Origin of the sequence: Rhizobium sp. CB3060 (genome assembly GCF_025200735.1) — a bacterium.
Taxonomy (GTDB): Bacteria; Pseudomonadota; Alphaproteobacteria; order Rhizobiales; family Rhizobiaceae; genus Rhizobium.
This window is the reverse complement of the sequence record NZ_CP104159.1, coordinates 402241-424177: the sequence shown is the minus strand read 5'-3', so window position 1 is coordinate 424177 and position 21937 is coordinate 402241. Positions and strand designations below refer to the sequence as shown.

Below are 21937 nucleotides of genomic sequence, written 5' to 3'. Positions count from 1 at the left end.
GACGATGCCGCACAAGTTGATCGCCGGAAACTGGAAAATGAACGGGCTGCTCTCGGACCTAAACGAGATTGTCGCCATCGCGGCCGCCGCCGATGACGCCAAGGCCGAAGCCATCATTTGCCCACCCGCCACCCTTATCGACCGCGCCGCGTCGATAGCGCGCGGCTCAAAATTGCGGATCGGCGGGCAGGATTGTAACGCCTCGCCGTCGGGCGCCCACACGGGCGATGTTTCCGCGAACATGCTGGCCGATCTCGGAGCAACCCGTGTGATCCTCGGCCATTCGGAGCGTCGGGCAAACCATGGTGAGACCAGCGCTCTCGTCGCCGCAAAAGCGGCGGCGGCTTACCGCGCCGGACTGACGGCCATCGTCTGCGTCGGCGAAACGGGCGATGAGAGGACCAGCGGCATGACGCTTGCGGTCGTCGAAAGCCAGCTTTCGGCGTCCGTTCCGGACAGTGCTTGCGCTGCCAACACCGTTATCGCCTACGAGCCGGTATGGGCGATTGGAACCGGCCGCGTTCCGACGGAGGCCGAGATCGCCGAAGTTCACGCCGCCCTGCACGGAGCCCTGATCAAGCGATTTGGCGCTGACGGCAATGAGATACGGCTCCTTTACGGTGGTTCCGTGAAGCCATCGAACGCGGCCTCGCTATTTGCCATTGCCGGTGTCGACGGCGCGCTTATCGGGGGAGCCTCGCTGAAGGCAGCGGATTTTTCAGCGATACTTCGCGCTGTTCCTTGAAGGCCAGGCCGATGGTTGTTGGACCGCCGACGGGACGGCCTTGAAGATTTATTTTGCTAAGCGCCGTTTGCCAGGAAGCACGGCGGTGGACCGGGAGAAATCCGAATGAACCGCTTCGAAAACAAGACCGTCGTCATCACTGGAGCCAGCCGGGGTATTGGTGCCGCCATCGCACGGCGCTTTGCGAAAGAGGGCGCAAATCTCGTCGTTTCCGCCAATGAGGAGTCGGTGCACTCCGTCGCTGAAGAGATCAAGAAGAATGGCGGCAAAGCGATCTCCTTCGTCGGCGACGTCACGGATAAGGCAAGCGTGAAGGCCCTTTACGATGCTGCGGAAGATGCCTTCGATACTGTCGATGTCTCGATCCAGAATGCCGGCGTCATTACAATCGCGCGGATTGAAGACATGACCGAAGGCGAGTGGGACAAGGTCATGGCAGTCAACACCAAGGGTGTTTTCCTGTGCGCACAGGAAGCGATCCTGCGCATGCGCAAACACGGCCGCGGCGGACGCATCATCAATACCGCATCGGGACAGGCACGAGACGGCTTCATTTATACGCCGCACTATGCCGCCTCGAAGATGGGAGTGGTCGGGATCACTCAGAGCCTCGCAAAGGAAGTCGCCACCGAAAATATAACCGTCAATGCGTTCTGCCCGGGCATCATCGAGACGGACATGTGGGCCTATAATGATCAGGCCTGGGGTAAGCTCCTTGGCAACTACGGTCCGGGCGAGTTGATGAAGGAGTGGGTCGCAGGCATTCCGATGAAGCGCGCCGGTTCCGGCGAAGACGTCGCCGGTCTCGTCACCTTCCTCGCGAGCGATGATGCGGCCTACATCACAGGTCAGACGATCAATGTCGACGGCGGTCTCATCATGTCCTGAGTTCCGTCAGGCATGAGAAAACAATCTGTTCACCGGTTGTGTCGCAGAAAAGACAGTGAGAGGAAAACTGCCCTCTTGCGGGAGGCCATATCGATCGCCTATCTTATCAGCGTTCTCAGGGCGGGGTGAAACTCCCCACCGGCGGTATCGAGGAAACTCGGAGCCCGCGAGCGCTTCCGCAAATTGCGGAGGGTCAGCAGACCCGGTGAGAGGCCGGGGCCGACGGTTAAAGTCCGGATGGAAGAGAGCAACCGTGCGAGCACCACCAGTGTTGTGGTGTGTCCGCAGGCTTGTTCGCCCAAGGGATAAACAGTGACTTCGAAAGAGGTCTTGGATGCCGCAAAAGCGGCTAACCCTTGAAAGGCAAAGTGCATGGCAATTTCCAAAATCGAAGACGCAATCGCGGCGATTTCACGCGGCGAGATCGTTGTTGTTGTTGATGACCAGGATAGAGAAAACGAGGGCGACCTTGTGATTGCGTCCGATGCTGTGACGCCTGCGGCAATTACCTTCATGATGAATCATGCGCGCGGTCTGATCTGTGTGGCCGTGGAAGGTGAAAGGCTGGATGAGCTCGACATTCCCCTGATGGTTCCACGCAATACCGAGGTTCTGAAGACCGCCTTCACGGTGTCCGTCGACTATATTCCCGAAACGACGACAGGGATTTCTGCAGCCGATCGCGCCGCGACGGTTCGTGCCCTCGTTACCAAGGGCACGCGGCCAGACGACTTTGCCCGCCCAGGGCACATTTTTCCACTGCGCGCTCACCCGGCTGGCGTGCTTGGACGTCCCGGCCATACCGAGGCAGCCGTCGATCTCGCAAAGCTTGCGGGGCGCTCCGGATCTGGCGTGATTTGCGAAGTCGCCAATGATGACGGCACCATGGCTCGCCTTCCCGATCTTGAGAAGTTTGCCGAGCGGCACGGCCTGCTCCTGGTGACGATTGAAGATCTGATCGCTTATCTGGCGCATCAGCGCGATCTGGCGACACCGGAAATGTCGGCAGCCTGACAGTAGGCGCGCGCCCGGTGGCCGGCGCCTGCCCACAGTTCCAAATCCACGCCGAGCTGCAGAGATTGGAGCGCGAGGAGTCTTTGACACCCCTCGCGCTCGCTTGTGCACTCCGGTCCATCACCAAGCCTTGAAATTCCAAACCGGAAGTTTGGACACATCCTCACCGTCCGGAAGGCCGATATCCTGGCGCATGCGATTGGACAGATGAGAGGTTTGGTTTGCCTCTTGATGGCGCCGCCAGACGGCGAGAAACAACGCAAACGCGGTCTTCCGAGCGCCGAATTTCAGGCAGAGTTCATTAACCGTTGCCGAAAGGGTATCAGCAACCAAAGATTGTGCTTCGCGCATAGTGTCTTTCCCGGCGCAACGACGCAACCAGGTCCTTTCGAAGGTCAAAAGACGCGGGGATAACGGACGCGAAAATACGAACGTTCGTCCGGTAGCCGGTCACGTCAAGATAACAGGGAAAATGCTAAACGGCAGAGAATCCGAGGGCTTAGAAAGCCAGGTGCCAATGTCGGCTTGGGCTCGAAGCGCAGCGCATCGACACCACCACGGCCATTCCGCCAGAGAAGCGTCTAAACATGACAATTGATTTCATTTCACGCCTCCTCTGATTTGATTGCGGATGCGCGTATGGTACACGAGATCGGTCAATCGGCAAGCATGCAATTTCACATTGCAGGAAATGGAGCGAGATTCGTTGCGGAAATGCAACACTGCGCCGACCCGCTCGCCTCTCTGCTCGCTATTATTCGGTCATTCATCGAGTGACATGTCGCCCCCGTTTGGCAGGCGTCACACTTGACCGCGCATTGCCCTTGCCGCTTTAGTGAAAAATGTTTCGGCGGTCCGTGAAGGGAGAGACACGGACGCAATTGGCCGCGAAACCTTCGGAGGACCATCTCTTGTCGCTAAGACATCAGATCATTGCGCTGGCGATCATTCCGCTCGTGGTCGCGATTCTGGCGATCACGAGTTTCATCACTTGGCAGTCGGCGAACCTTACTCAAGTCAATATCGCGACATTCGAGCAGAACATGCTGAAAGCCAAGGAAACCGAAATCCTCAACCTGACCAATCTTGCCCTTTCGGCGATCCAGGCGACCTACGGAGATGCGGCCGCGGACGATCAGGCGGCCAAGGAAAAGGTAGCGGCGATCCTGACTTCGCTCGACTACGGCAAGGACGGATATTTCTTTGTCTATGACTATGACGGCAACAATATCGTCCATCCGCGCCAAATCTTCCGGCATGGCCGCAATTGGCTCGATCTGACTGATCCCAACGGCGACAAGGTCATCGCCGAGCTGATCGCGACTGCAAAGGCGGGCGGCGGCCTGCACCAATACAAGTGGCAAAAGCCATCCAGCGGCCAGGTGGCCGACAAGCTGTCCTTCGTCGTCGGGCTCGACAAGTGGCGCTGGGTCGTCGGAACTGGCGTCTATCTCGACGACGTTTACGCGCAGACGGCGGCGGCAAATGCGAGCATGCGCGCCAGTATCAAAAGCACCTTTGTGATCGTGGCGCTGATTGCCGTTCCCGCTGTTATCGTCGTCTTCACGACCTGCATGCTGCTTACTTTTCACGAGCGGCGCATGGCCGACGGCAGGCTCAAGGCACTGACCCAGCGGGTGATCGACACGCAGGAGGAAGAACGCGCCCGGCTTGCCCGAGAACTGCATGACGGCATTTCGCAAAATCTACTCGGCGTCCGCTACGCCATGGATCTTGCCGGCCGCAAAGTCAGGACCGACGTCAACGATGCGGCGCGCACTATCGAGCGCGGCGTGGAGGCGCTGAATGGCGCGATCAAGGAGATCCGGCGGCTGTCCCACGATCTGCGCCCGCGTGTGCTCGACGACATGGGTCTCACCGCAGCGCTCGAGGCTTTGTGCCATAACTTCGAGGAGCGGAGCGGGATCACGACCGAAATCGAAGCGACCGGTTTCGTCGATCGGCTAAAACCCGAGGCCAGCACGGCTCTCTATCGCGTTGCTCAGGAGGCATTCAACAATGTCGAGCGGCATTCCGGTGCGAGCCGCCTCGCGGTAAAACTTTGGAGCGACGGTGGGCGGGCGCGCATGACCATCTCCGACAACGGCACGGGCTTCGGCGACGCCAGAACGGCAGCCGTCGGCGGGCACGGTCTAGGTCTGCGCAACATGCAGGAGCGAATGGCGCATTTCCGCGGCCTGCTTCTGATCGACAGCACGGCCGCTGGCACGACATTGACAGCGATGATGCCGAAATCAGCCAATACGCAGCCCCGCGATCAGGTCAAAGCCGCATGACAGCGCGTCCCAAGATCAAGGTACTGCTGATCGACAACCACCCGCTGGTGATCGATGGGCTGAAAGCCGTGCTCGAAACCTACGATCATATAGAGGTCGTAGGAACGGCAGGGCTGGCACAGTCCGGCCTGGACATCGGCCGCGACACGCGGCCCGAGGTCGTGCTGATGGATATCAACATGCCGAAGCTAAATGGGATCGACGCCATCGAACTCTTTCGAAACGAATTGCCCGAGGCGCGCGTCGTCATGCTCTCCATGCATGACAGCCGGGAATACATCTCCTCCTCCGTGATGCGCGGTGCCGCCGGCTATATCCTCAAGGATGTCTCGACCGACGAAATCGTTTTGGCCATCGAGACGGTGGCTGAGGGTGGAACATATTTCTCGTCCGGTGTTGTTGACGTGCTGATGGAGCGGAAGAGCGGAAACGACACGGATTCCCTGACACCGCGCGAGCGCGACATCCTCGGCCTCATTGTTTCCGGAAGGAGCAACAAGGAGATGGCCGAGGCCCTTGGCATTACGCCCGCCACGGCCGAGACGCACCGCAAGAACGTCAAGAAGAAGCTCAACATTGCAACGACCGCAGGCCTCATCCGCTATGCGCTCGATCACGGCATCAGCGTCAAAACGCGATGAATCGACGTTCTACCCACTTCTGGGTAGGCCCGACCATTTCACTCCGTAGCCATCTTGTCTGACGAAAATCGTCACCATAGGACTTTACTGCGGCTGGCTTCAGGGCGAGCCGTTGGGAGGAATTCAAATGCATTGCGTCTGCTGCCGTTCAACCGGGGAACCTGTTGCAACGGCACGAGCCAAGCTGGCCTCGGCTGGCGACTGACAGGCTCGCCTTCCACGCTGACAACCGCAACTTGCCGCCACGTGTGGCGCCCGGAAGGTATCTGACATGGAAAAATCACGGAGCAAGGCAGCGCTTTGGCTGCTCGTCATTCCCTACATCGGCCTGCTCTGGCCATCCCTCTATAACATGCGCGAGCCGGCCTTGTTCGGTTTTCCCTTCTTCTATTGGTACCAGCTTCTCTGGGTGCCGATTACCGCGGCGCTGACCTTTATCGCCTATCGGAGCACGCGCCATGACGACTGAGATCGACAGCACGGCGCTCGCCGTCTTCCTCTTCTTTTTCGCGCTCGTAACAATCTTGGGCTTCGTCGCCTCCCGCTGGCGCAAACCAGCCACGCTTGCCCATATCGACGAATGGGGCCTCGGCGGCCGGAGCTTCGGCACCTGGATCACCTGGTTCCTGGTTGGTGGCGATTTCTATACGGCCTATACGGTGATTGCCGTTCCGGCGCTTGTCTACACGGTCGGCGCTTATGGCTTCTTCGCTCTGCCCTATACGATCGTCGTTTATCCCTTCGTCTTCATGGTGATGCCGGTTCTCTGGAAGCGGGCAAGGGATTTCGGCTACGTGACCGCCGGTGACGTCGTGCATGGCCAGTACGGTTCGCGCCCACTCGAACTCGCCGTGGCGGCGACCGGCGTCATCGCCACCATGCCCTATATCGCGCTGCAGCTCGTCGGCATGACGACCGTTCTGAAGGCTCTCGGCCTGCATGGCGAACTGCCGCTGGCGATCGCCTTCATTGTGCTGGCGCTCTACACCTATTCGGCGGGTCTGCGCGCTCCAGCTTTGATCGCCTTCGTCAAGGACATCATGATCTACATCGTGGTGATCACTGCTGTGGCACTCATTCCCTCAAAGCTCGGCGGCTATGCCAACGTATTCGCTGCAGCCGATGCCGCATTCCAGGCCAAGGGATCCGGCAACCTACTCCTCGGCGGCAACCAGTATGTCGCCTATGCGACGCTCGCCTTGGGCTCGGCGCTCGCGGCCTTCATGTATCCGCATACTTTGACGGGCATCTTCGCCTCCAATAGCGGCAAGACGATCCGCAAGAATGCCGTCTTGCTGCCAGCCTATACGCTGCTGCTGGGTCTTCTTGCCCTGCTCGGCTATATGGGCCACGCCGCTGGCCTGAAGCTCGAAAGCCCCAATGATGTGGTGCCGGCGCTTTTCAAGACGCTGTTTTCAGGCTGGTTCTCCGGCTTTGCCTTCGCGGCGATTGCGATCGGCGCCCTGGTTCCGGCGGCGGTGATGAGCATTGGCGCGGCAAACCTTTTCACCCGCAATTTCTGGAAGGCCTATGTCAATCCGGAGGTAAGCAGCGCGGGCGAAGCCAAGGTCGCCAAACTGACCTCGCTCGTGGTTAAGGTGGGTGCCCTGCTCGTCATCATCTTCCTGCCGACGCAGTTTGCGCTCGACCTGCAATTGCTGGGCGGCATCTGGATCCTGCAGACGCTTCCTGCCCTGGTCTTCGGCCTCTACACCAATTGGTTCCGTGCGCCGGGCCTGCTTGCTGGCTGGTTCGTCGGCTTCATCGGCGGCACCTTCCTCGTCTGGGATGCCGGCTGGAAGCCGCTGCACCTGATCAGCCTCGGCGGAGAACCGTTCACCATCTATACCGGCCTGCTTGCTCTTGCGGCAAACATCGCCGTAGCGGTGGTGATCAACGCCGTCGTGCCGGCAAGGACCGCGGCGCGGGCTTGAAGCAAAAAGCCGAAGGACCGCAACAATGCGGTCCTTCGGATGAACACCATCTAGGGAGGGCATGCGATCGGAACCCCTATCCTGCTCCTAGAAAAGCGGCACAAAACGACCGTTTCACCACTTCCCGCACCTCACTTTAGGACGCGCGGAATTATCATACTAATATCCAGAATACGCAGACTTATACAATAAGCGAAAGGAATATCCGATTGACGGCGGCGCTTGCCTCCGGAACACGTAAGAATGCACAGAGGGTTAACCTTCTTCGACACGTTATCGTCATCACTATTTTTATGAAATAAGTGATGGTGGTTTTTGAGCTCGGATTTTTCATATTCACTTAGTCGGCTCTTTAAAATCCTTCGCCGTCTGCGAAAGGACAGAGGCGGCAACGTCGCCATCGTCACTGCCCTCGCCATGGTGCCCATGCTCCTCGCTGTCGGAGCGAGTTTCGACTATATCCGGGCCTACAATGTCAGGCAGAGCATGCAAAGCGATCTTGACGCGGCCTTGATCGCCGCCGTCAAACAGATCGACACCGAAGACACCGACGCTCTCAAGGAAAAGGTTTCCGACTGGTTCCATGCGCAGGTGGAAAGCAGCTATACGCTTGGCGACATCGAAATCGATACGAGCAACCATCGCATAACGGCAACGGCAAGCGGCACCGTTCCGACGACTTTGATGCAGCTCGCGAATATCACTACCGTTCCCGTCAGCGTGGCAAGTGCCGTCAAAGGGCCGGCCACGTCCTATCTCAACGTGTACGTCGTCATCGACAAATCCCCTTCGATGCTTCTGGCGGCAACGACTGCGGGACAGCAGACCATGTACTCCGGCATCGGATGCCAGTTCGCCTGCCACACGGGCGATGCACATACGGTCAGCGGTAAATCTTACGCCAACAACTACGAATATAGCACCGCGAAAAGTATAAAGTTGCGCGCCGACGTCGCCGTAGACGCCGTCAGCGAAGTGCTCGATATGATCGATGAGTCCGACAGCAATCATGAACGTATCAAAGTCGGACTATACAGCTTGGGTGACACGGCCACGGAAGTTCTGGCTCCGACCCTCGATACCACGACCGCGCGCAAACGCCTTTCAGACAACAGCTACGGTCTCACAAGCGCAACGTCGACGACCTATACTTATTTTGACGTCTCCTTGACGGCGCTGAAGAAGATGGTCGGTACCGGTGGGGACGGCACCTCTTCGGCAAAACCACTCAAACTGGTTCTCCTGCTGACGGACGGCGTCCAGTCGCAGCGCGAATGGGTAATCAACGGGGTGACATGGAGCGGTAACAAGGCTGTTTCAGGGCTATACTGGAAAAAGGTAGCGCCGCTGAATCCGGATTGGTGCGGCTACGTCAAGAACCAGTCCGCCACCATGGCGGTTCTCTATACCGAATATCTGCCGATCACCACGGACTGGGGTTATAACGCAACCGTCGGTTCGACCATGGCGAGCGCCAGCTGGAAGAGCACCTGGGGCGGCACCATGGATAGCGGCGTATCGACAAGCATCACGAGACGCGACTACATCCCCTATGCGCTTGCCGACTGCGCATCTTCCAAGAGCCTGTTCATTTCTGCCTCGTCGTCGACGGACATCACGACGGGTTTGTCAGCGCTCTTTACGCAATATCTCTCATCCGTGCGGCTGACCCAATGAGGCGAGCGAAACCGTTTGCACTCCTGTGCCGCTTCCTCGCTGATCGCCACGGCGTCGCCGCGATCGAATTCGCGATCCTGGCCATACCGCTGTTTATGTTCATATTTGCGACCATCGAAGTGTCGCTGATGTTTTTCGTGAACTCCGCACTGGACGCTTCGGTGCAAAAGATCTCGCGAATGATCCGTACCGGCGAGGTCGCATCCTCCAACCTCACATTGGCCGATTTCAAGGCAAAAATTTGTGCCGACATGCTCCTGTCGTTCGAATGCTCCGATAGTCTTTTGGTAAAGGTCGACGTACTTTCCGACATATCGACCGTCGCTAGCACCGATCCCATCGACAGCAGCGGCAATCTCACCGTCACCGAGACTTATAATATCGGCAAGGGCAGCGATTACATCCTCGTCCAGGCGTTTCTGCCCTGGACCGCCGTCGTCAATTTTCTCACCTTGTCGAGCGCTGAGCTTTCCGATGGCCGCTATCTGCTCGGATCTTCCGTTCTGTTCCGCAACGAGCCTTTCTAACATGATCCCGAAACGGAACCTGTCCTTTTGCCGGCTGACCAAATTCTCCGTTCGTTATCTGGCGCGCGATCGGTCGGGTGCTTCGGGCGTGGAATTCGCTCTCCTGTTGCCGCTCCTGACAGCTCTCCTGTTTGGCGCCGTCGATCTCGGCCATGCGCTCACGGTCAGCCGGAAAATAGACGAGATCGCCTCCACCACGGGCGATATGATTTCGCAGCAGGGCACCTGGACACAGTCCGACGTCGCAAAGCTTCTTACCGGCGCGAGCTTCATCCTGCAGCCTTATAACACCACAGGGCTGACGATCACGGTCTCGGTGAACGATATCAGCAGCACTGGCAGTGCGACGGTCAACTGGTCTGCCGCGTTCAATACATCCGCCCTCAGCTCCGGCGTGGCAAGCTCAGTCACGATACCATCGCAGATACAGGAAGACGGCGTGCAGGTCGTGCTGACGCGGGTGAAATATACATTTACAACCCCCGTCTCGGCCTTTTTTGCAACCTTTACCGGCACGGATGGCTATAGCTTCGACCGCTATTTCTTCAATCGTCCAAGAGCCAGCGACAAGATTACTTACAAATAGGCCGGAAGGTCAGCTCTAAGCATTTCGGGCACCGCTGAGATCATCTCGTCCCCGGTCCGCCATCCTCCGCTTTAAGCCACTCAATGAATTGCAAGAGCCGCATCGTGAGCTCTCACGGCGACGTTCCGCCGGCTACTTTTGGCATTACTATAAGTTATGCGAAAGCAGCAAATTTATGCCGTTGAAGGGTCGGCCAGTTGGGCGAAGAATTGGACATCCAATTCATGAGGTCAGTTCATGCTACAGACATTCGCTTCGTCGATTTCCTCGCTGCTCGACAGCCGCGCCGACGGTCATTCGCTTCCCGCCGGACTCTACATTAGAGACGATGTCTTCGAGGCTGACCTCGATGTCTTTTTCAGGAAGCATTGGATCTGCATCGGCCTCGACTGCGACGTTCCGGAACCGGGCGACGCTACGGTCGTCGACATCGGCAACAGCAGCCTGATCATTCTGCGTGACGACGACAACCAGATCCGCGTCGTCCACAACGTCTGCCGCCATCGCGGCGCCCGTATCCTGGACGCAGGATCGACGGTCATTTCGAAGCTGGTCTGTCCCTACCATCAATGGACCTATGAGCTCGACGGCACGCTAGCGCACGCGCCCCATATGGGCATCGACTTCGACAAGAGCTGCAAGAGCCTCCGACCGGTGAACTTCAAGTCGATCGGCGGACTGATCTACGCCTGCCTTTCCGACAATCCTCCCGAAGACATCGACCGGCTCGAGCAGGTTATGACCGAGCGCTTGGCTCCATACGATATCCGCAATGCGAAGGTCGCCTACCAGACCGACGTCATTGAGAACGGCAACTGGAAGCTCACGATGGAAAACAATCGCGAGTGCTATCACTGCTCCGCCAACCATCCGGAGCTGTGCGTGTCGTTCGTCGATCTCGATTTCGGCTTCGATCCGGAGGCGCTGAGCCCGGAAGATCTGGAGGAGGCCAGGCAGCACGAAGCGCTCTATGCCGAACGCACCAAAAGCTGGGAAGCAGACGGTTTTCCGTCCGCCGCCGTTGAACAGCTCGTGGACTGCGCCACCAACTTCAGAACCCAGCGCCTCATCATCGCCGGCGCCGGCGAATCCCAGACGCCTGACGCGACGGCTGCGTGCTCGAAGCTGCTCGGCAGCATGACGCGAAAGGATCTCGGCGACACCCATCTTTGGGGTCACAATAGCTGGAACCACTTCATGGGCGACCACGCCGTTGTGTCTATCGTCATTCCGCTTTCGGCCGGAAAGACGCTGGTTCGCACCAAATGGCTGGTTCACAAGGATGCCGTCGAGGGTGTGGACTACGATCTGCAAAAGCTGACCGACGTCTGGGTCGCAACGACCGATCAGGACTCCGAACTCGTAGGCAGGGCGCATGCAGGCGCTCTTGATCCGGCCTATCTTCCCGGCCCCTACTCGCGCTTCTCGGAGACCACCCTCGACAAATTCGCAACCTGGTACATCGATCGGATGCGCGCAAATGGATACTAACGCGATGCAGACTTCGTTGGCTCCGCAGAGGGCGGAGTTCTGGGATATCGAGCGCGATGACACACTCGTGTGCCTGGACGTTCATCAGGAGACGCATGACGTGAAAAGTTTCACGTTCGCGTCTCCCGAGGGAAAGCATTTCGCCTTCCAGGCGGGTCAGTACTTTCTCTTCGACTTTGCCATGGGTGCGGAGACCGAAAGCCGCTGTTACAGCATCTCGTCCTCGCCGCAGCGGACAAACGCTTTCACCGTGACAGTGAAGCGGGTTGCGAACGGCAAGGTTTCGAACTGGCTTCACGACAACATGGCCGTCGGAACCACCGTCAAGGCACAAGGGCCGCTGGGGCACTTCGTCCGCCCCGGCACAGCCAGGAAGTTCCTGCTGCTATCCGGCGGCTCGGGCATCACCCCGGTCATGTCCATCCTCCGGGATTTCGGCGACACATGCCGCCCCACCGATATCGTCTTCATGCACGCGGCCCGCACCCCACGGGATCTCATCTTTCGTGAAGAGCTTTCGAACCTTGCCATAAGGATGAAGAACGTCAGGCTGCATTTCCTTCCTGAGGTCGTGACCGGAGAGCCATCCTGGTCCGGCCTGACGGGCCGGATCTCCGCCGAATTCATGAAGCTTGCCGTTCCGGACATTGCCGAACGGACCGTGATGTGCTGCGGCCCGGCGCCCTTCATGGCCGCAGCCCGCACGATCGCCGGGGGTCTCGGAGTACCGTCGTCGGGCTATATCGAGGAGAGCTTCGACGCCGCGGTAATCGACGAAAACGAGATCGCCGCGCCGGAAGTGCCGGTTGGAAAGGTATATCAGGTCGAATTCTCGAAGCAGGCTCGCAAGATCGAGGTAGCCGACGAGCAGACGGTGCTGAGCTGCGCTAAGAAAGCCGGCATAAGGATTCCCTCCTCCTGCGCCAACGGCGTCTGCGGCACCTGCAAGTCGAAGCTGGTGTCGGGCTCCGTGGATATGAAACACAATGGTGGTATCCGCCAGCGCGAGATCGACGCGGGGCTGTTTCTTCCCTGCTGCTCCAAGCCTCTGAGTGATCTCGTCATAGAGCGGTAAATCAGTCGCTTTAGGTGACGCCGGCATCGCTACCTCTGTCGTTCGGTTGCCAGAGGATCCGTCTGAAGCGTGGGGGCGCGCCTTCTTACGCACACCAAGGCATCAATTATGGGGCGGCCATGGACGTCGGCTGCCAAAGCACCTTCCGTTCCCGAAGATGCTTTGGCGGGCCGCGGCCGACTGCCCGGCCGGATGTGGGCAGCGATCCAAGTCCACACTTTCTAATCCTGAAATCTCGCGTGTCAGGCGGCACAGACCGCTGCGAAAGACGCCGCAATTTCCATGAAAGACTTGACGTCTATCTTATGTCTACTTAATGTCTTCTAAAAGGATAATGACATGAGCGACGATGATATGACGACCGACATCGCGAGCCCCGACCGCAAGGCCAGCCTTAGTCTTGCCCTGCGCAGACGGATCCTCACCATGGAATTGCCGCCTGGCTCAGTTCTGGACGAAGTGGCGCTGAGCGAGGAGTTCGGCCTATCCCGCCCGCCGGTTCGGGAGCTGATGCGCCAGATGGCTGGCGAAGGTTACATCGAGCTGGAAGCGAACCGAGCCGCTCGGGTCAGCTCGATGAGCTACCAGTCGCTACGGGACTACTTTCTGATGGCGCCGATGATCTACATCACCGCGAATAGACTGGCGGCCGAGAACCGTACTCGGGCAGAACTCGACGCTCTGAAGCAGATTCAGCGGACCTTTCAGAAGGCGGTCGACAATTGCGACGCCGAGGGTCGCGTCTTCTATAACGACCAGTTCCACCGACAGATAGGCGAGATGGCGCACAACGTCTATCTCGTTCCCAGTCTCCGGCGCCTGCAGATCGACCACGCCCGTATCGGGAAGATCTTCTACAAGCATCCGAACACGCCGCGCATGCAGGAAGAACTGGAGCTTGCATCCCGGCAGCATGACGAAATGATCGAGGCCATCGAACGACACGACGCCGATGCCTCGGCCGAGCTGGCGCGCCTGCACATCGAACTCTCTCGTCGAAACATGGCCATGTATGCGGCCCCCGAGGGTATGGAAACGCCGACCCTCTAGGACGGCATCTCGAAGAACAAACCAAAACCATCGCTGGAGAGGCCGATGAGCGAACTTCCAAGCAAGCAGGAACATAGCCGGGTAAAGAAGAGCCCTTTGTTGCCTGCCAAATGCCTCGACCTTTCACCTAACCTCGGGGGACATGACAAGAATGTCTAACTTTCAATTTCCAGGCCTAAACCTTGCCATCGCCACTCCCTTCGACGATGCCGGCCGCATCGACTACGGGCGTCTCGAACACAATGTCGAGCGCTACCTTGCAGCCGGCGTCAGGAGCTTCCTGTTCAGCTCCGGCACCGGGATGCATGTCTATCTTTCCAAGGAGGAATCGGAGGAGCTCGTCAGGCGCGGTGCGCGCATCGTCAACGGTCGGGCGAAGGTGATCGCTCAGACATCGGCTCTCCTGGTGGAGGACGTGGTCGAGCGCACGGTGCGCGCCCGCGATGCCGGCGCCGAAGGCGTTATGATTCTTCCACCTTTCTTCGAAGGACCGACGGACGATCAGGGAATCCTTGATTTCTACAGCGAGGTTGCGAAGGCGGGTCTGCCGGTCATCGGTTACAACGTACCGCAGGCGGTCGGTGTTGCGATCACGCCCGAACTTCTGGAGAAGCTGAACGAAATTCCCGGATTCTGTGCCGTCAAGGACAGCAGCGGCGATCTTGGAAAGCAGGCGGCACTCATTCGTACCGGCCGGTTCGTGATGAACGGCGCCGACCCTCTCGTTCCCTATGCGCTTTATGCGGGATGTGACGGTTTGATCTGGGGTGGTGCGAACTTCGCTCCACGAACCTCGGTCGCGCTCGTCGAGGCAGCATCGAAGCGCAGGTGGGACGAGGTCCGTGAGCTCTGGAAGATTCTGGAGCCGTCCATGGGGCTGATCTGGGAAGGAGACTACGTGCAGTCCGTCTATGCGGCCGCCGAACTGACCGGTTACGGGGCGGGAGTGCCGCGTAAGCCGCTGCGCGCGCTTGCTCCGGAAAAGCTTCCCGCTCTCCGCCGCTCCCTCGAAGCGCTTATGGAACGGGAAGCGATTTGACCGTGACCCAGGCCGCAAAGAACGTCTTCGTCGCATCGAAGCTTCCCAAGCGCGCGGGCGTGTCGGGATGGGTGGCGACACTTCCGCCGCGCACGCCGCGCCCGGCCTTGGGCGAAGCGATCAACGTCGACGTCGCGATCATCGGCGGCGGTTTTGCCGGTCTCTCCGCGGCGCATCGTCTCTCGCAGCTCGACCCGACCGTCCGGGTGGCTGTTCTCGAAGCGGGTATCGTCGGCGAAGGTCCGGCCGGCGCCAATTCCGGCTTCATCATCGATCTTCCGCACGAGGTCTCCTCGAACGATTTCAGCGGCGAGTCGGAGGGCAAGTTCCGCGACTCCGTGCTCCTGCAGCGTTCGGCAATCGCGCTCGCGACCAAACTCGCTGCAGAGAACGGCTGGGGACAGGAGCTGTTCGATCCCTGCGGCCGCTACAGCGTCGCGATGAGCGCCGAAGGCGACAAGCATCTCGAAGCCTATTCGCTGCAGCTTTCGAAAATGGGCGAAGCCCATCGGCTCCTCAAAGCCAGCGAGATCGAAGCGGTGACGGGATCGAAGGCCTTCACCTCCGGCCTGTTCTCGCCCGGCACGATCATCATCCAGCCGGCCGCTTATATCCGCGGAGTGGCCGACTGTCTGAAGGAGCCGGTGAGGCTTTTCGAGCAGACACCTGCTCTTTCCTTCGAGCGCTTCGGCGGCGGCTGGCTGGTGAAAACGCCGAAGGGCTCGGTGCAGGCGGGCAGGATCATCATGGCCAATAACGGCCATGCGGAAAGCTTCGGCTTTTTCCGCGGACGCCTCCTTCACGTCTTCACCTATGCATCGCTGACGGAGGAATTCGATCCGGCAAGGCTAGGCGGAGAAAGAAAGTGGGCGGCGACACCTGCGCTGCCGATGGGAACGACGGTGCGGCGCATCAATACCCGCGGCGGCGACCGCATTCTGATACGTTCGCGCTACAGCTACAATCCGAGCATTGAGATCAGCGATGCCGCGATCCGCAGCGCCGGCCGCCTGCATGACGGCAAGTTCTCACATCGTTTCCCCACGCTTGCCGGCGTCGGCATGCAGTACCGCTGGGGAGGCGCGATGGCGCTGACGCGGAACCATGTGCCGGCCTTCGGAGAAATCGAACGAGGTGTCTTCGCAGCCTGCGGCTGCAACGGACTAGGCGCGTCGAATTCGACCGCTGCCGGCATAGCCGCGGCCGAGCGCGTGCTCGGGCACGAGTCCGAACTCGGCCGTGTCTATAATCGCCTGGCAGCACCGGTTGCGCTGCCGCCGCAGCCGCTGACCACGATCGGAGCGAAGCTCCATCTGGCCTACCGGGAATGGAGTGCCGGGGCCGAATGAGACGCGAATTTTATCTGCGCCGCCGGCGAAGATGATAGTGGCGAGGCGAGCCCATACCGCCGAAGCGACCTCTCGCGCAGGCATCCGCAAACCCATGTCGCAGGCTGACATCATTATTGTTTCATAGGGGGTGATTGGACCGAACCATCAGACCCTTGAGGCGTTATAATGTCTTATGGGGTAGTCTAATACGCGTACGCGCCGGAGGTCTTCGATGTCACCCGAAGTCGAACTGAAGCTTGAGCTTTCCACGGAGGCCGCAAAACGGCTGTCGCGGTTCACCCCCCTTACCAACCCTGAAAAGGTCCTGAAACAAACTTCAACCTATTTTGATACCGACGATCACAAGCTTTTTCAGAACGGGTTCACCCTCCGTGTCCGTCAGACCGGCGATGTTCATGTCCAGACCGTGAAAGCGGTGGGCCAGAGCCAATCTCTTTTTGCCCGTTCGGAATGGGAGACGCCCATCGAAGGGGACAAGCCGGTCGTCGACGATTCCAATCCGCTCAAAACCGAGTTCGGTGAGGAACTTGCCGTGTCGCCCGCCTTCAACGTGGAAATCGAGAGGCGCGTTTGGACCGTGAAGGAAAACGGTTCCCTGATTGAGGTGGTCATCGACCAGGGATCGGTCGTCTCTGGTGACCGGAACACCGCCGTGCGGGAAGCCGAGCTTGAGCTGAAGGATGGCAATCAGAAGGACCTATTCGTATTCGCACGCAAGATCGAAGCGGTCGCGCCCATTCGTTTTGGCGTTCGCTCCAAGGCGGAAAGGGGCTTCGCGCTGATCGAGCAGCAGAAGTCCGTTTTCAAGGCGGAGGATATTCGCCTCGATCAGAATATGCACGCATCCGATGCCTTTCAAACAATTGCCGCCTCGTGCTTCCGGCAGTTTCGTTTGAACGAGGATGTCCTGCTGCGGCAGCGAAATGCTGAAACGCTGCACCAGGCCCGCGTAGGGCTGCGTCGCCTGCGCTCCGACTTCTCGCTGTTCAAGCGAATGCTTCCGGGCGATGAGCCGCAACGACTGAAGGACGAGCTGCGCTGGCTGGCCGGGGTCCTCGGAGAGGCGCGCAATCTGGATGTGCTGCTGACAAAGGCGACGGACTCAGACCTGCGGAGCCGGCTGACGGATGCCCGGGAGGCTGCATACGACGACGTGGTTGAGGGATTGAACTCCAGTCGTGCCCGCGCGCTCATGCTGGATTTTAACGAATGGCTTCGGTGCGGCGAATATCTTTCGCTTCCCGAGACTGAGGACGTGCGGGGCCTGTCGGCGTTGGAGTTTGCCGAAATGGCGCTCAACCGAATGCGCAAGAAGCTGAAGAAGCACGGGCAGGCGCTCGCCAAGGTCGACGATCGTCAACGCCACGAGGCTCGCAAGGACGCGAAGAAGCTGCGTTATGCGGCCGAGTTCTTCGGGTCACTGTTCGACAACAAGCGCGGCGTGCGCCTTCACCGGCGTTTTATCGGCGCAATGGGGAGGCTTCAGGACCATCTTGGATTGCTGAACGATCTTGCAACCGGGCCCAACGTACTGAGCAAGCATGGTCTGACCAACCATCCGGCTGCCGACAGCGTTATTTCCCATGCGGACAAGGATGCGCTGATAGACGACGCGCAGGTTTCGCTTGACGAGGTGCTGGACGCGAAGAAGTTCTGGCGCTGAATATTATTTTACAGCAGGGATGCCCGAGGATCATGGCGATCTCCCCGGGGGCTTCGTCGTGAGCGTTTCGGTCAGGTTCTGTCCGAACCGGCCGCAGCGGCGGCTGGCAAATTATACAGCACGGAATCGCCGAATTCATGCGTGCGATATCGCCCTGCGGTAAGCGCTGCGGAAGCCTTGGCGAGCAGGGCATCATCCGCAAAGGCGCGCAGAAGCTCGAAATGGCTTTCTCCGGGCTGGTGGACGCCCGTCAAAATCGTATCGACCACGCGGAGCGGCGTGCCCTGGGCGATGCGCCCCGTCGCAACGCCATTTCCGGCGCGAACGCTGCCGTCGGGATTGGCCGCCGCCTCGAGGGCGCGCACGACGCTCGTGCCGATCGCGATGATGCGCCTGCCCTGGAGCTTCGCCCGCGCGATCTGCTCTGCGGTGCGCTCGGGGATGCTGTAAGGCTCGTCGAAGGGAAGACGTGAGTCGAGTGCGGGATCGCCGGTCGAGGAAATGCCCGCAGCATGCGTGAGCGACGCGAAGCCAATGTCGCGCCGGCGCCATGCCTGAAGCGTGCGCCAGTCGAGCGCAAAGCCTGCCGACGGCGCCTCGAAGGCGAACGGTCGGGCTGCAATCTTCGTCCATACATCCCACAGCGCCAACGGTTCGGGAACATGCGCATATTGGATCGGCCGGCCATATTGCGCCAGACCGGCAAACACCGCCGCTTGGTTGCTGAGGAAACGCAGTTCAAGAAGGCGAGGATGGTCGAAAAGGCGCTCTATGACGACCTCGAGCGGGCCGAGCCGAAGCTGATCGCCCGGCGACAGCGGTGGCGGTGCCGGCCGGTCTTCCGTGCGTGCCCGATGATCGCCCGAGCCGAAGGCGATTGCCACGAAGCGAGTAGGATCGGGAGGTGATAGCCAGCCGGCGAGGCGGATCTCGACCGCCTTCCCGCTTGGCGCATGGATTCCGTGCAAGCTGGCAGGCAAGGTCGCGGCATCATTGGCGACAACAAGATCGCCGGGATTGAACAGCGCCGCGAGCTTGCTGCGCGGCATGTCGCGCATCGTGCCATCCGCCTCGATGACAAGCAGCTTGGCGGAGTGGCGGTCGGATTGGTCATCGGCGATCATGCCTGTCCTCCGGCTATAAGCGCGGCACGGACCGGCAACGCGGTGAGCATCTTCTCGATGATCTCGGCAGCGGCGAGCTCGGGAGCCTTCAAGGTCGACGGATCGGCGTCGGGAAGTGCCAGTGCGTGAAGCGGGGTGTCCATATCGCCAGGGTCAAGCGCGAGGAACCTTATACCGTCGGGCTTCGCTTCCTCGTCCCAAATCGCCGTCAGATGGGCAAGAGCGGCCTTGCTCGCGCCATACACTCCCCAGCCGGGATAGGCATTGACCGCCGCATCGCTGGAGATGTTGATCACCAGTGAGCCGCGGCCCTCGCGTGCAGACGCGGCAAGCGCGCCGAACAGCGCCTTCGTCAGCCGGAACGCACCAAGGAGATTGACCGCAAGCGCCGCCTCCAGCTCCTCGCACTCGGTATCGGCCAGAAGCGCCAGTGGGACAGGGCCGAGGCTCGACGCATTGTTGATCAGGACATCGACCCCGTCCAGGCTGGCGGTGACCTGCATCGCGGCCGGATAGATATCGCCCTTCTTGCCGATGTCGGCCACGATGCCGTGCGCGCCCGTCTCGGCTGCGATGCGTTCGACATTCGCTGCCGTGCGAGCGACGAAGGCGACACGCGCCCCCTTCGCCGCAAGCTGGCGCACGAGGGCCAGTCCCAACCCCGACGTGCCGCCCGTGATCGCCACGCGAAGTCCCTGAAGATCGATATTCATCTGCATTGCTGGTGCTCCTTCAATGGGTACCAACAACTGCTACAAGTTCAAGTTAACTTGAAGTCAAGCGGGAATCGTGCTCTTGTTTACGCATGGATCCGATGCTCACCATCACGGACGTATCGCGGCGCAGCGGCGTTGCCTCATCTGCCTTGCGTTTCTACGAGGAGCGCGGGCTGATCGCCTCAGAGCGCGCCGGCTCGGGGCACCGGCGCTATCACCGATCCATATTGCGCCGGATCGCCTTCATCATCTTTGCGCAGCGGATCGGGCTGACGCTTGAGGAGATCGGCGCGGAACTCGACAAGCTGCCGGCCGACCGTATGCCATCGCGTCGGGATTGGTCGGAGTTATCGGGCGAATGGGCAAAGCGCATCGATGAGCGCATTGCCGAGCTGCAGCGGCTGCGGTCGGGGCTTACCGAATGCATCGGCTGCGGCTGCCTGTCGATCGACCGATGCAGCCTCGCCAACCCTGCCGATGTGGCGGGACGCAAGGGGCCAGGGCCGAGATATTGGCTGGGGTGAATAGGCGGCCGCATCCCCGGAGCGATGCGTGACGGCATTCGGCTGCAGGCCTACATCGTGAGAGCCTGGATCACACCGAGCAGGCCTTTCATATCGGTCGGCTTTCCCACGTTGACAGCATTGGCAAGGATTGCATTCTGGGCCAGTTCGGACTTTTCGCATGCGCTCGCGAGGACGAAGGGCACGCCCAGCGACTTCAATAGAATTGCGACTGGTGTCACCTTTTCATCGTCAAGATTGACATCCAGGACTGCTGCATCCGGACGTTCGTCTTGCAGGAGATCGAGGGCATCCTCGACCGAGCCGACCGGTCCGAGCACGCGAAAACCTCCCTCGATCAACGCTTCCCTCAGTTCCATCGCTATGAAGAACTCGTCTTCGACTATGAGGACGAGGTTCCCGCGTACATCCTCTCTCTCTCTCTCTCTCTCTCTCTCTCGCATGTCCGCTCATCACATCCTCACACAGGGAGTTTGATCGTTGCAGTCAAACCACGGCCGCCATAGGCAAGCTCCACCTCGCCGCCCAAATGGGCAGCAGTACCCTCGATCAATTCCGTTCCATAGCCTTTGCGTGTCGGCGGTGCCAAGCCCGGGCCTTTCTCTTCCCGCCACTCGCATTTCAGGTATTTTCGTTCTTTTGGCCCGGCTTCCAGCGACCACTTCACATGGATTTCGCCTTCAGGAACGGACAAGGCGCCGTATTTTACCGCGTTGGTGGCCAGCTCATGGATCATCATGCTGATCGGAAGGACCTTTGAACTCGATAGTTGCACTGTCGGCCCCTCAAAATGAAGCCGATCCACGCCAATTTCGCTGATTGTAGTTTTCAGCAAAACGGCAAGATCAGCCGTTCCCTTGTTTGAAACGAGCTCCTGGGCACGTAGAGTGACCTCCAACCGTCCAAGGAAGGCGTCGCGATACTCCTCTGCGGTCCGGCCTTCGGTCCCCGTTTGCATCGCGATCGCGCGCACGACCGCAAACAGGTTCTTCATCCGATGCCGGGTTTCGGAGATGATGAAGTTTTGCTCGGCCTCGTGGCGCTGGCGCTCGGTAACATCGTCGAAAAGAACGAGGACGTTGGTGCTGTTGTCGTCGGGATGAACGAGGCGCCGGGCATCGACGAGAAAAGTCCGCCGACCGATCGCAGGAAAGTCGTGCGTCACCTCAAATCCGATCACGGCAGATGCCTTGGGAATTACCGAAGCTATGAGTTGCCGAAGCTCTTCGATGTCCCACTGGCCATTGCCTAGATCAAAGAAACTGCGCCCCAAGATGTCATCCCGCTCGACTTTAAAGGTGCGGATGAAAGCGTTGTTGGCAGTCACCACGCAAAACCCCTGATCCAGGACGACCACCGGCTGGGTCATCGTATCGACGACACCTTGGGCTTGGACGTGGCTGCTTCTCAGTAAGCGATACAGGTCTTCCAACATCATCGAGGAAATCTTTCCCTGGTTAGAAGTATTCGCATGTTGACGTTCTCGTCCTCAGATAAACGTCGGATTGCTTAACCAGATTTCACCAGCCTGAAAGGCGAGCGAGACTGGCGATGGGCACTAAAATAAAGATGGCGGCTTCATATTATTTGACAA

The 21937-nt window shown here is 59.4% G+C and carries 22 protein-coding genes and 1 riboswitch; of the genes, 17 read left to right on the top strand and 5 right to left on the bottom strand.

Annotated elements, in window-relative coordinates:
- Positions 1-4 precede the first annotated feature (4 nt).
- The 3 genes from tpiA (at position 5) to ribB (ending at position 2647) form a co-directional block, all read left to right on the top strand.
- Positions 5-745 carry a triose-phosphate isomerase gene (gene tpiA / locus N2601_RS21440; protein WP_445945026.1) on the top strand — a complete coding sequence of 247 codons (741 nt, stop codon included), beginning with the start codon at positions 5-7 and terminating at the stop codon, positions 743-745.
- Positions 746-850: 105 nt separating this feature from the next.
- A complete protein-coding gene (locus tag N2601_RS21435; protein WP_260304820.1) occupies positions 851-1633 on the top strand; it encodes a glucose 1-dehydrogenase in 783 nt (260 codons plus the stop codon).
- A 107-nt stretch (positions 1634-1740) separates the two neighbouring features.
- A riboswitch (FMN riboswitch) is annotated at positions 1741-1886 on the top strand.
- Positions 1887-2005: 119 nt separating this feature from the next.
- Positions 2006-2647 (top strand): 3,4-dihydroxy-2-butanone-4-phosphate synthase, encoded by a 642-nt coding sequence (ribB, locus tag N2601_RS21430; protein WP_260304819.1) that lies wholly within the window; start codon positions 2006-2008, stop codon positions 2645-2647.
- Between the two features lie 120 nt (positions 2648-2767).
- Here the strand turns inward: ribB and N2601_RS21425 are convergent, their stop codons facing one another.
- Positions 2768-2998, bottom strand: a complete 231-nt coding sequence (locus tag N2601_RS21425; RefSeq protein ID WP_260304818.1) for a DUF1127 domain-containing protein — start codon at positions 2996-2998, stop codon at positions 2768-2770.
- A gap of 560 nt (positions 2999-3558) precedes the next feature.
- Here N2601_RS21425 and N2601_RS21420 point away from each other — a divergent pair.
- The 13 genes from N2601_RS21420 (at position 3559) to N2601_RS21360 (ending at position 17979) form a co-directional block, all read left to right on the top strand.
- Positions 3559-4944, top strand: a complete 1386-nt coding sequence (locus N2601_RS21420) for a cache domain-containing protein (protein WP_260304817.1) — start codon at positions 3559-3561, stop codon at positions 4942-4944.
- Complete coding sequence (locus N2601_RS21415; protein ID WP_260304816.1) at positions 4941-5585, top strand: response regulator transcription factor; 645 nt, start codon at positions 4941-4943, stop codon at positions 5583-5585. Before N2601_RS21420 ends, N2601_RS21415 begins: the two co-directional genes overlap by 4 nt.
- 271 nt (positions 5586-5856) lie before the next feature.
- On the top strand, positions 5857-6054 hold the full coding sequence (locus N2601_RS21410) for a DUF3311 domain-containing protein (RefSeq protein WP_260304815.1): 198 nt from the start codon (positions 5857-5859) through the stop codon (positions 6052-6054).
- Positions 6044-7519, top strand: coding sequence for a monocarboxylate uptake permease MctP (gene mctP, locus N2601_RS21405; RefSeq protein WP_260304814.1), 1476 nt, complete (start codon positions 6044-6046; stop codon positions 7517-7519). The genes N2601_RS21410 and mctP overlap by 11 nt, the downstream gene beginning before the upstream one ends.
- 315 nt (positions 7520-7834) lie before the next feature.
- Positions 7835-9196, top strand: coding sequence for a TadE/TadG family type IV pilus assembly protein (locus N2601_RS21400; RefSeq protein ID WP_260304813.1), 1362 nt, complete (start codon positions 7835-7837; stop codon positions 9194-9196).
- Entirely contained in the window at positions 9193-9723 is a 531-nt protein-coding gene (locus N2601_RS21395) for a TadE/TadG family type IV pilus assembly protein (protein WP_260304812.1), read from the top strand. The genes N2601_RS21400 and N2601_RS21395 overlap by 4 nt, the downstream gene beginning before the upstream one ends.
- 1 nt (position 9724) lies before the next feature.
- The gene (locus N2601_RS21390) at positions 9725-10309 is read left to right on the top strand and encodes a TadE/TadG family type IV pilus assembly protein (RefSeq protein WP_260304811.1); all 585 of its coding nucleotides are present in this window, start codon (positions 9725-9727) and stop codon (positions 10307-10309) included.
- A 237-nt stretch (positions 10310-10546) separates the two neighbouring features.
- Positions 10547-11800 carry an aromatic ring-hydroxylating oxygenase subunit alpha gene (locus N2601_RS21385; RefSeq protein ID WP_260304810.1) on the top strand — a complete coding sequence of 418 codons (1254 nt, stop codon included), beginning with the start codon at positions 10547-10549 and terminating at the stop codon, positions 11798-11800.
- Complete coding sequence (locus N2601_RS21380; RefSeq protein ID WP_260304809.1) at positions 11790-12875, top strand: hybrid-cluster NAD(P)-dependent oxidoreductase; 1086 nt, start codon at positions 11790-11792, stop codon at positions 12873-12875. The genes N2601_RS21385 and N2601_RS21380 overlap by 11 nt, the downstream gene beginning before the upstream one ends.
- A 354-nt stretch (positions 12876-13229) precedes the next feature.
- On the top strand, positions 13230-13925 hold the full coding sequence (locus N2601_RS21375) for a GntR family transcriptional regulator (RefSeq protein WP_260305287.1): 696 nt from the start codon (positions 13230-13232) through the stop codon (positions 13923-13925).
- 151 nt (positions 13926-14076) lie between these two features.
- Positions 14077-14964: a dihydrodipicolinate synthase family protein gene (locus tag N2601_RS21370; RefSeq protein ID WP_260304808.1), complete on the top strand. Its 888-nt coding sequence runs from the start codon at positions 14077-14079 to the stop codon at positions 14962-14964.
- Positions 14965-14966: 2 nt separating this feature from the next.
- Positions 14967-16313: an NAD(P)/FAD-dependent oxidoreductase gene (locus tag N2601_RS21365; RefSeq protein ID WP_260305286.1), complete on the top strand. Its 1347-nt coding sequence runs from the start codon at positions 14967-14969 to the stop codon at positions 16311-16313.
- A gap of 214 nt (positions 16314-16527) precedes the next feature.
- A complete protein-coding gene (locus N2601_RS21360) occupies positions 16528-17979 on the top strand; it encodes a CYTH and CHAD domain-containing protein (RefSeq protein ID WP_260304807.1) in 1452 nt (483 codons plus the stop codon).
- 71 nt (positions 17980-18050) lie between these two features.
- On the opposite strand, the gene N2601_RS21355 is transcribed toward N2601_RS21360, so the two are convergent.
- Together N2601_RS21355 and N2601_RS21350 are read right to left on the bottom strand one after the other, a co-directional pair.
- The gene (locus N2601_RS21355) at positions 18051-19103 is read right to left on the bottom strand and encodes an S-adenosylmethionine:tRNA ribosyltransferase-isomerase (RefSeq protein ID WP_260304805.1); all 1053 of its coding nucleotides are present in this window, start codon (positions 19101-19103) and stop codon (positions 18051-18053) included.
- Entirely contained in the window at positions 19100-19822 is a 723-nt protein-coding gene (locus N2601_RS21350; RefSeq protein WP_260304804.1) for an SDR family NAD(P)-dependent oxidoreductase, read from the bottom strand. The genes N2601_RS21355 and N2601_RS21350 overlap by 4 nt, the downstream gene beginning before the upstream one ends.
- Positions 19823-19908: 86 nt before the next feature.
- On the opposite strand from N2601_RS21350, the gene soxR reads away from it, so the two are divergent.
- Positions 19909-20343 carry a redox-sensitive transcriptional activator SoxR gene (gene soxR / locus N2601_RS21345; protein WP_104826265.1) on the top strand — a complete coding sequence of 145 codons (435 nt, stop codon included), beginning with the start codon at positions 19909-19911 and terminating at the stop codon, positions 20341-20343.
- Between the two features lie 50 nt (positions 20344-20393).
- On the opposite strand, the gene N2601_RS21340 is transcribed toward soxR, so the two are convergent.
- Together N2601_RS21340 and N2601_RS21335 are read right to left on the bottom strand one after the other, a co-directional pair.
- Complete coding sequence (locus tag N2601_RS21340; protein WP_260304803.1) at positions 20394-20786, bottom strand: response regulator; 393 nt, start codon at positions 20784-20786, stop codon at positions 20394-20396.
- Positions 20787-20803: 17 nt separating this feature from the next.
- On the bottom strand, positions 20804-21781 hold the full coding sequence (locus N2601_RS21335; RefSeq protein WP_260304802.1) for a sensor histidine kinase: 978 nt from the start codon (positions 21779-21781) through the stop codon (positions 20804-20806).
- Positions 21782-21937 lie beyond the last annotated feature (156 nt).

Excerpts from the sequence above, each read along its gene's own strand:
- N2601_RS21340 (WP_260304803.1), bottom strand. The coding sequence starts at position 20,786 with ATGCGAGAGAGAGAGAGAGAGAGAGAGAGAGAGGATGTACGCGGGAAC.
- N2601_RS21350 (WP_260304804.1), bottom strand. The coding sequence starts at position 19,822 with ATGCAGATGAATATCGATCTTCAGGGACTTCGCGTGGCGATCACGGGC.
- N2601_RS21380 (WP_260304809.1), top strand. The coding sequence starts at position 11,790 with ATGGATACTAACGCGATGCAGACTTCGTTGGCTCCGCAGAGGGCGGAG.
- N2601_RS21395 (WP_260304812.1), top strand. The coding sequence starts at position 9,193 with ATGAGGCGAGCGAAACCGTTTGCACTCCTGTGCCGCTTCCTCGCTGAT.
- ribB (WP_260304819.1), top strand. The coding sequence starts at position 2,006 with ATGGCAATTTCCAAAATCGAAGACGCAATCGCGGCGATTTCACGCGGC.
- tpiA (WP_445945026.1), top strand. The coding sequence starts at position 5 with ATGCCGCACAAGTTGATCGCCGGAAACTGGAAAATGAACGGGCTGCTC.
- soxR (WP_104826265.1), top strand. The coding sequence starts at position 19,909 with ATGGATCCGATGCTCACCATCACGGACGTATCGCGGCGCAGCGGCGTT.
- N2601_RS21385 (WP_260304810.1), top strand. The coding sequence starts at position 10,547 with ATGCTACAGACATTCGCTTCGTCGATTTCCTCGCTGCTCGACAGCCGC.
- N2601_RS21410 (WP_260304815.1), top strand. The coding sequence starts at position 5,857 with ATGGAAAAATCACGGAGCAAGGCAGCGCTTTGGCTGCTCGTCATTCCC.
- N2601_RS21335 (WP_260304802.1), bottom strand. The coding sequence starts at position 21,781 with ATGATGTTGGAAGACCTGTATCGCTTACTGAGAAGCAGCCACGTCCAA.
- N2601_RS21390 (WP_260304811.1), top strand. The coding sequence starts at position 9,725 with ATGATCCCGAAACGGAACCTGTCCTTTTGCCGGCTGACCAAATTCTCC.
- N2601_RS21415 (WP_260304816.1), top strand. The coding sequence starts at position 4,941 with ATGACAGCGCGTCCCAAGATCAAGGTACTGCTGATCGACAACCACCCG.
- N2601_RS21425 (WP_260304818.1), bottom strand. The coding sequence starts at position 2,998 with ATGCGCGAAGCACAATCTTTGGTTGCTGATACCCTTTCGGCAACGGTT.
- N2601_RS21375 (WP_260305287.1), top strand. The coding sequence starts at position 13,230 with ATGACGACCGACATCGCGAGCCCCGACCGCAAGGCCAGCCTTAGTCTT.
- N2601_RS21355 (WP_260304805.1), bottom strand. The coding sequence starts at position 19,103 with ATGATCGCCGATGACCAATCCGACCGCCACTCCGCCAAGCTGCTTGTC.
- N2601_RS21360 (WP_260304807.1), top strand. The coding sequence starts at position 16,528 with ATGTCACCCGAAGTCGAACTGAAGCTTGAGCTTTCCACGGAGGCCGCA.
- N2601_RS21370 (WP_260304808.1), top strand. The coding sequence starts at position 14,077 with ATGTCTAACTTTCAATTTCCAGGCCTAAACCTTGCCATCGCCACTCCC.
- mctP (WP_260304814.1), top strand. The coding sequence starts at position 6,044 with ATGACGACTGAGATCGACAGCACGGCGCTCGCCGTCTTCCTCTTCTTT.
- N2601_RS21435 (WP_260304820.1), top strand. The coding sequence starts at position 851 with ATGAACCGCTTCGAAAACAAGACCGTCGTCATCACTGGAGCCAGCCGG.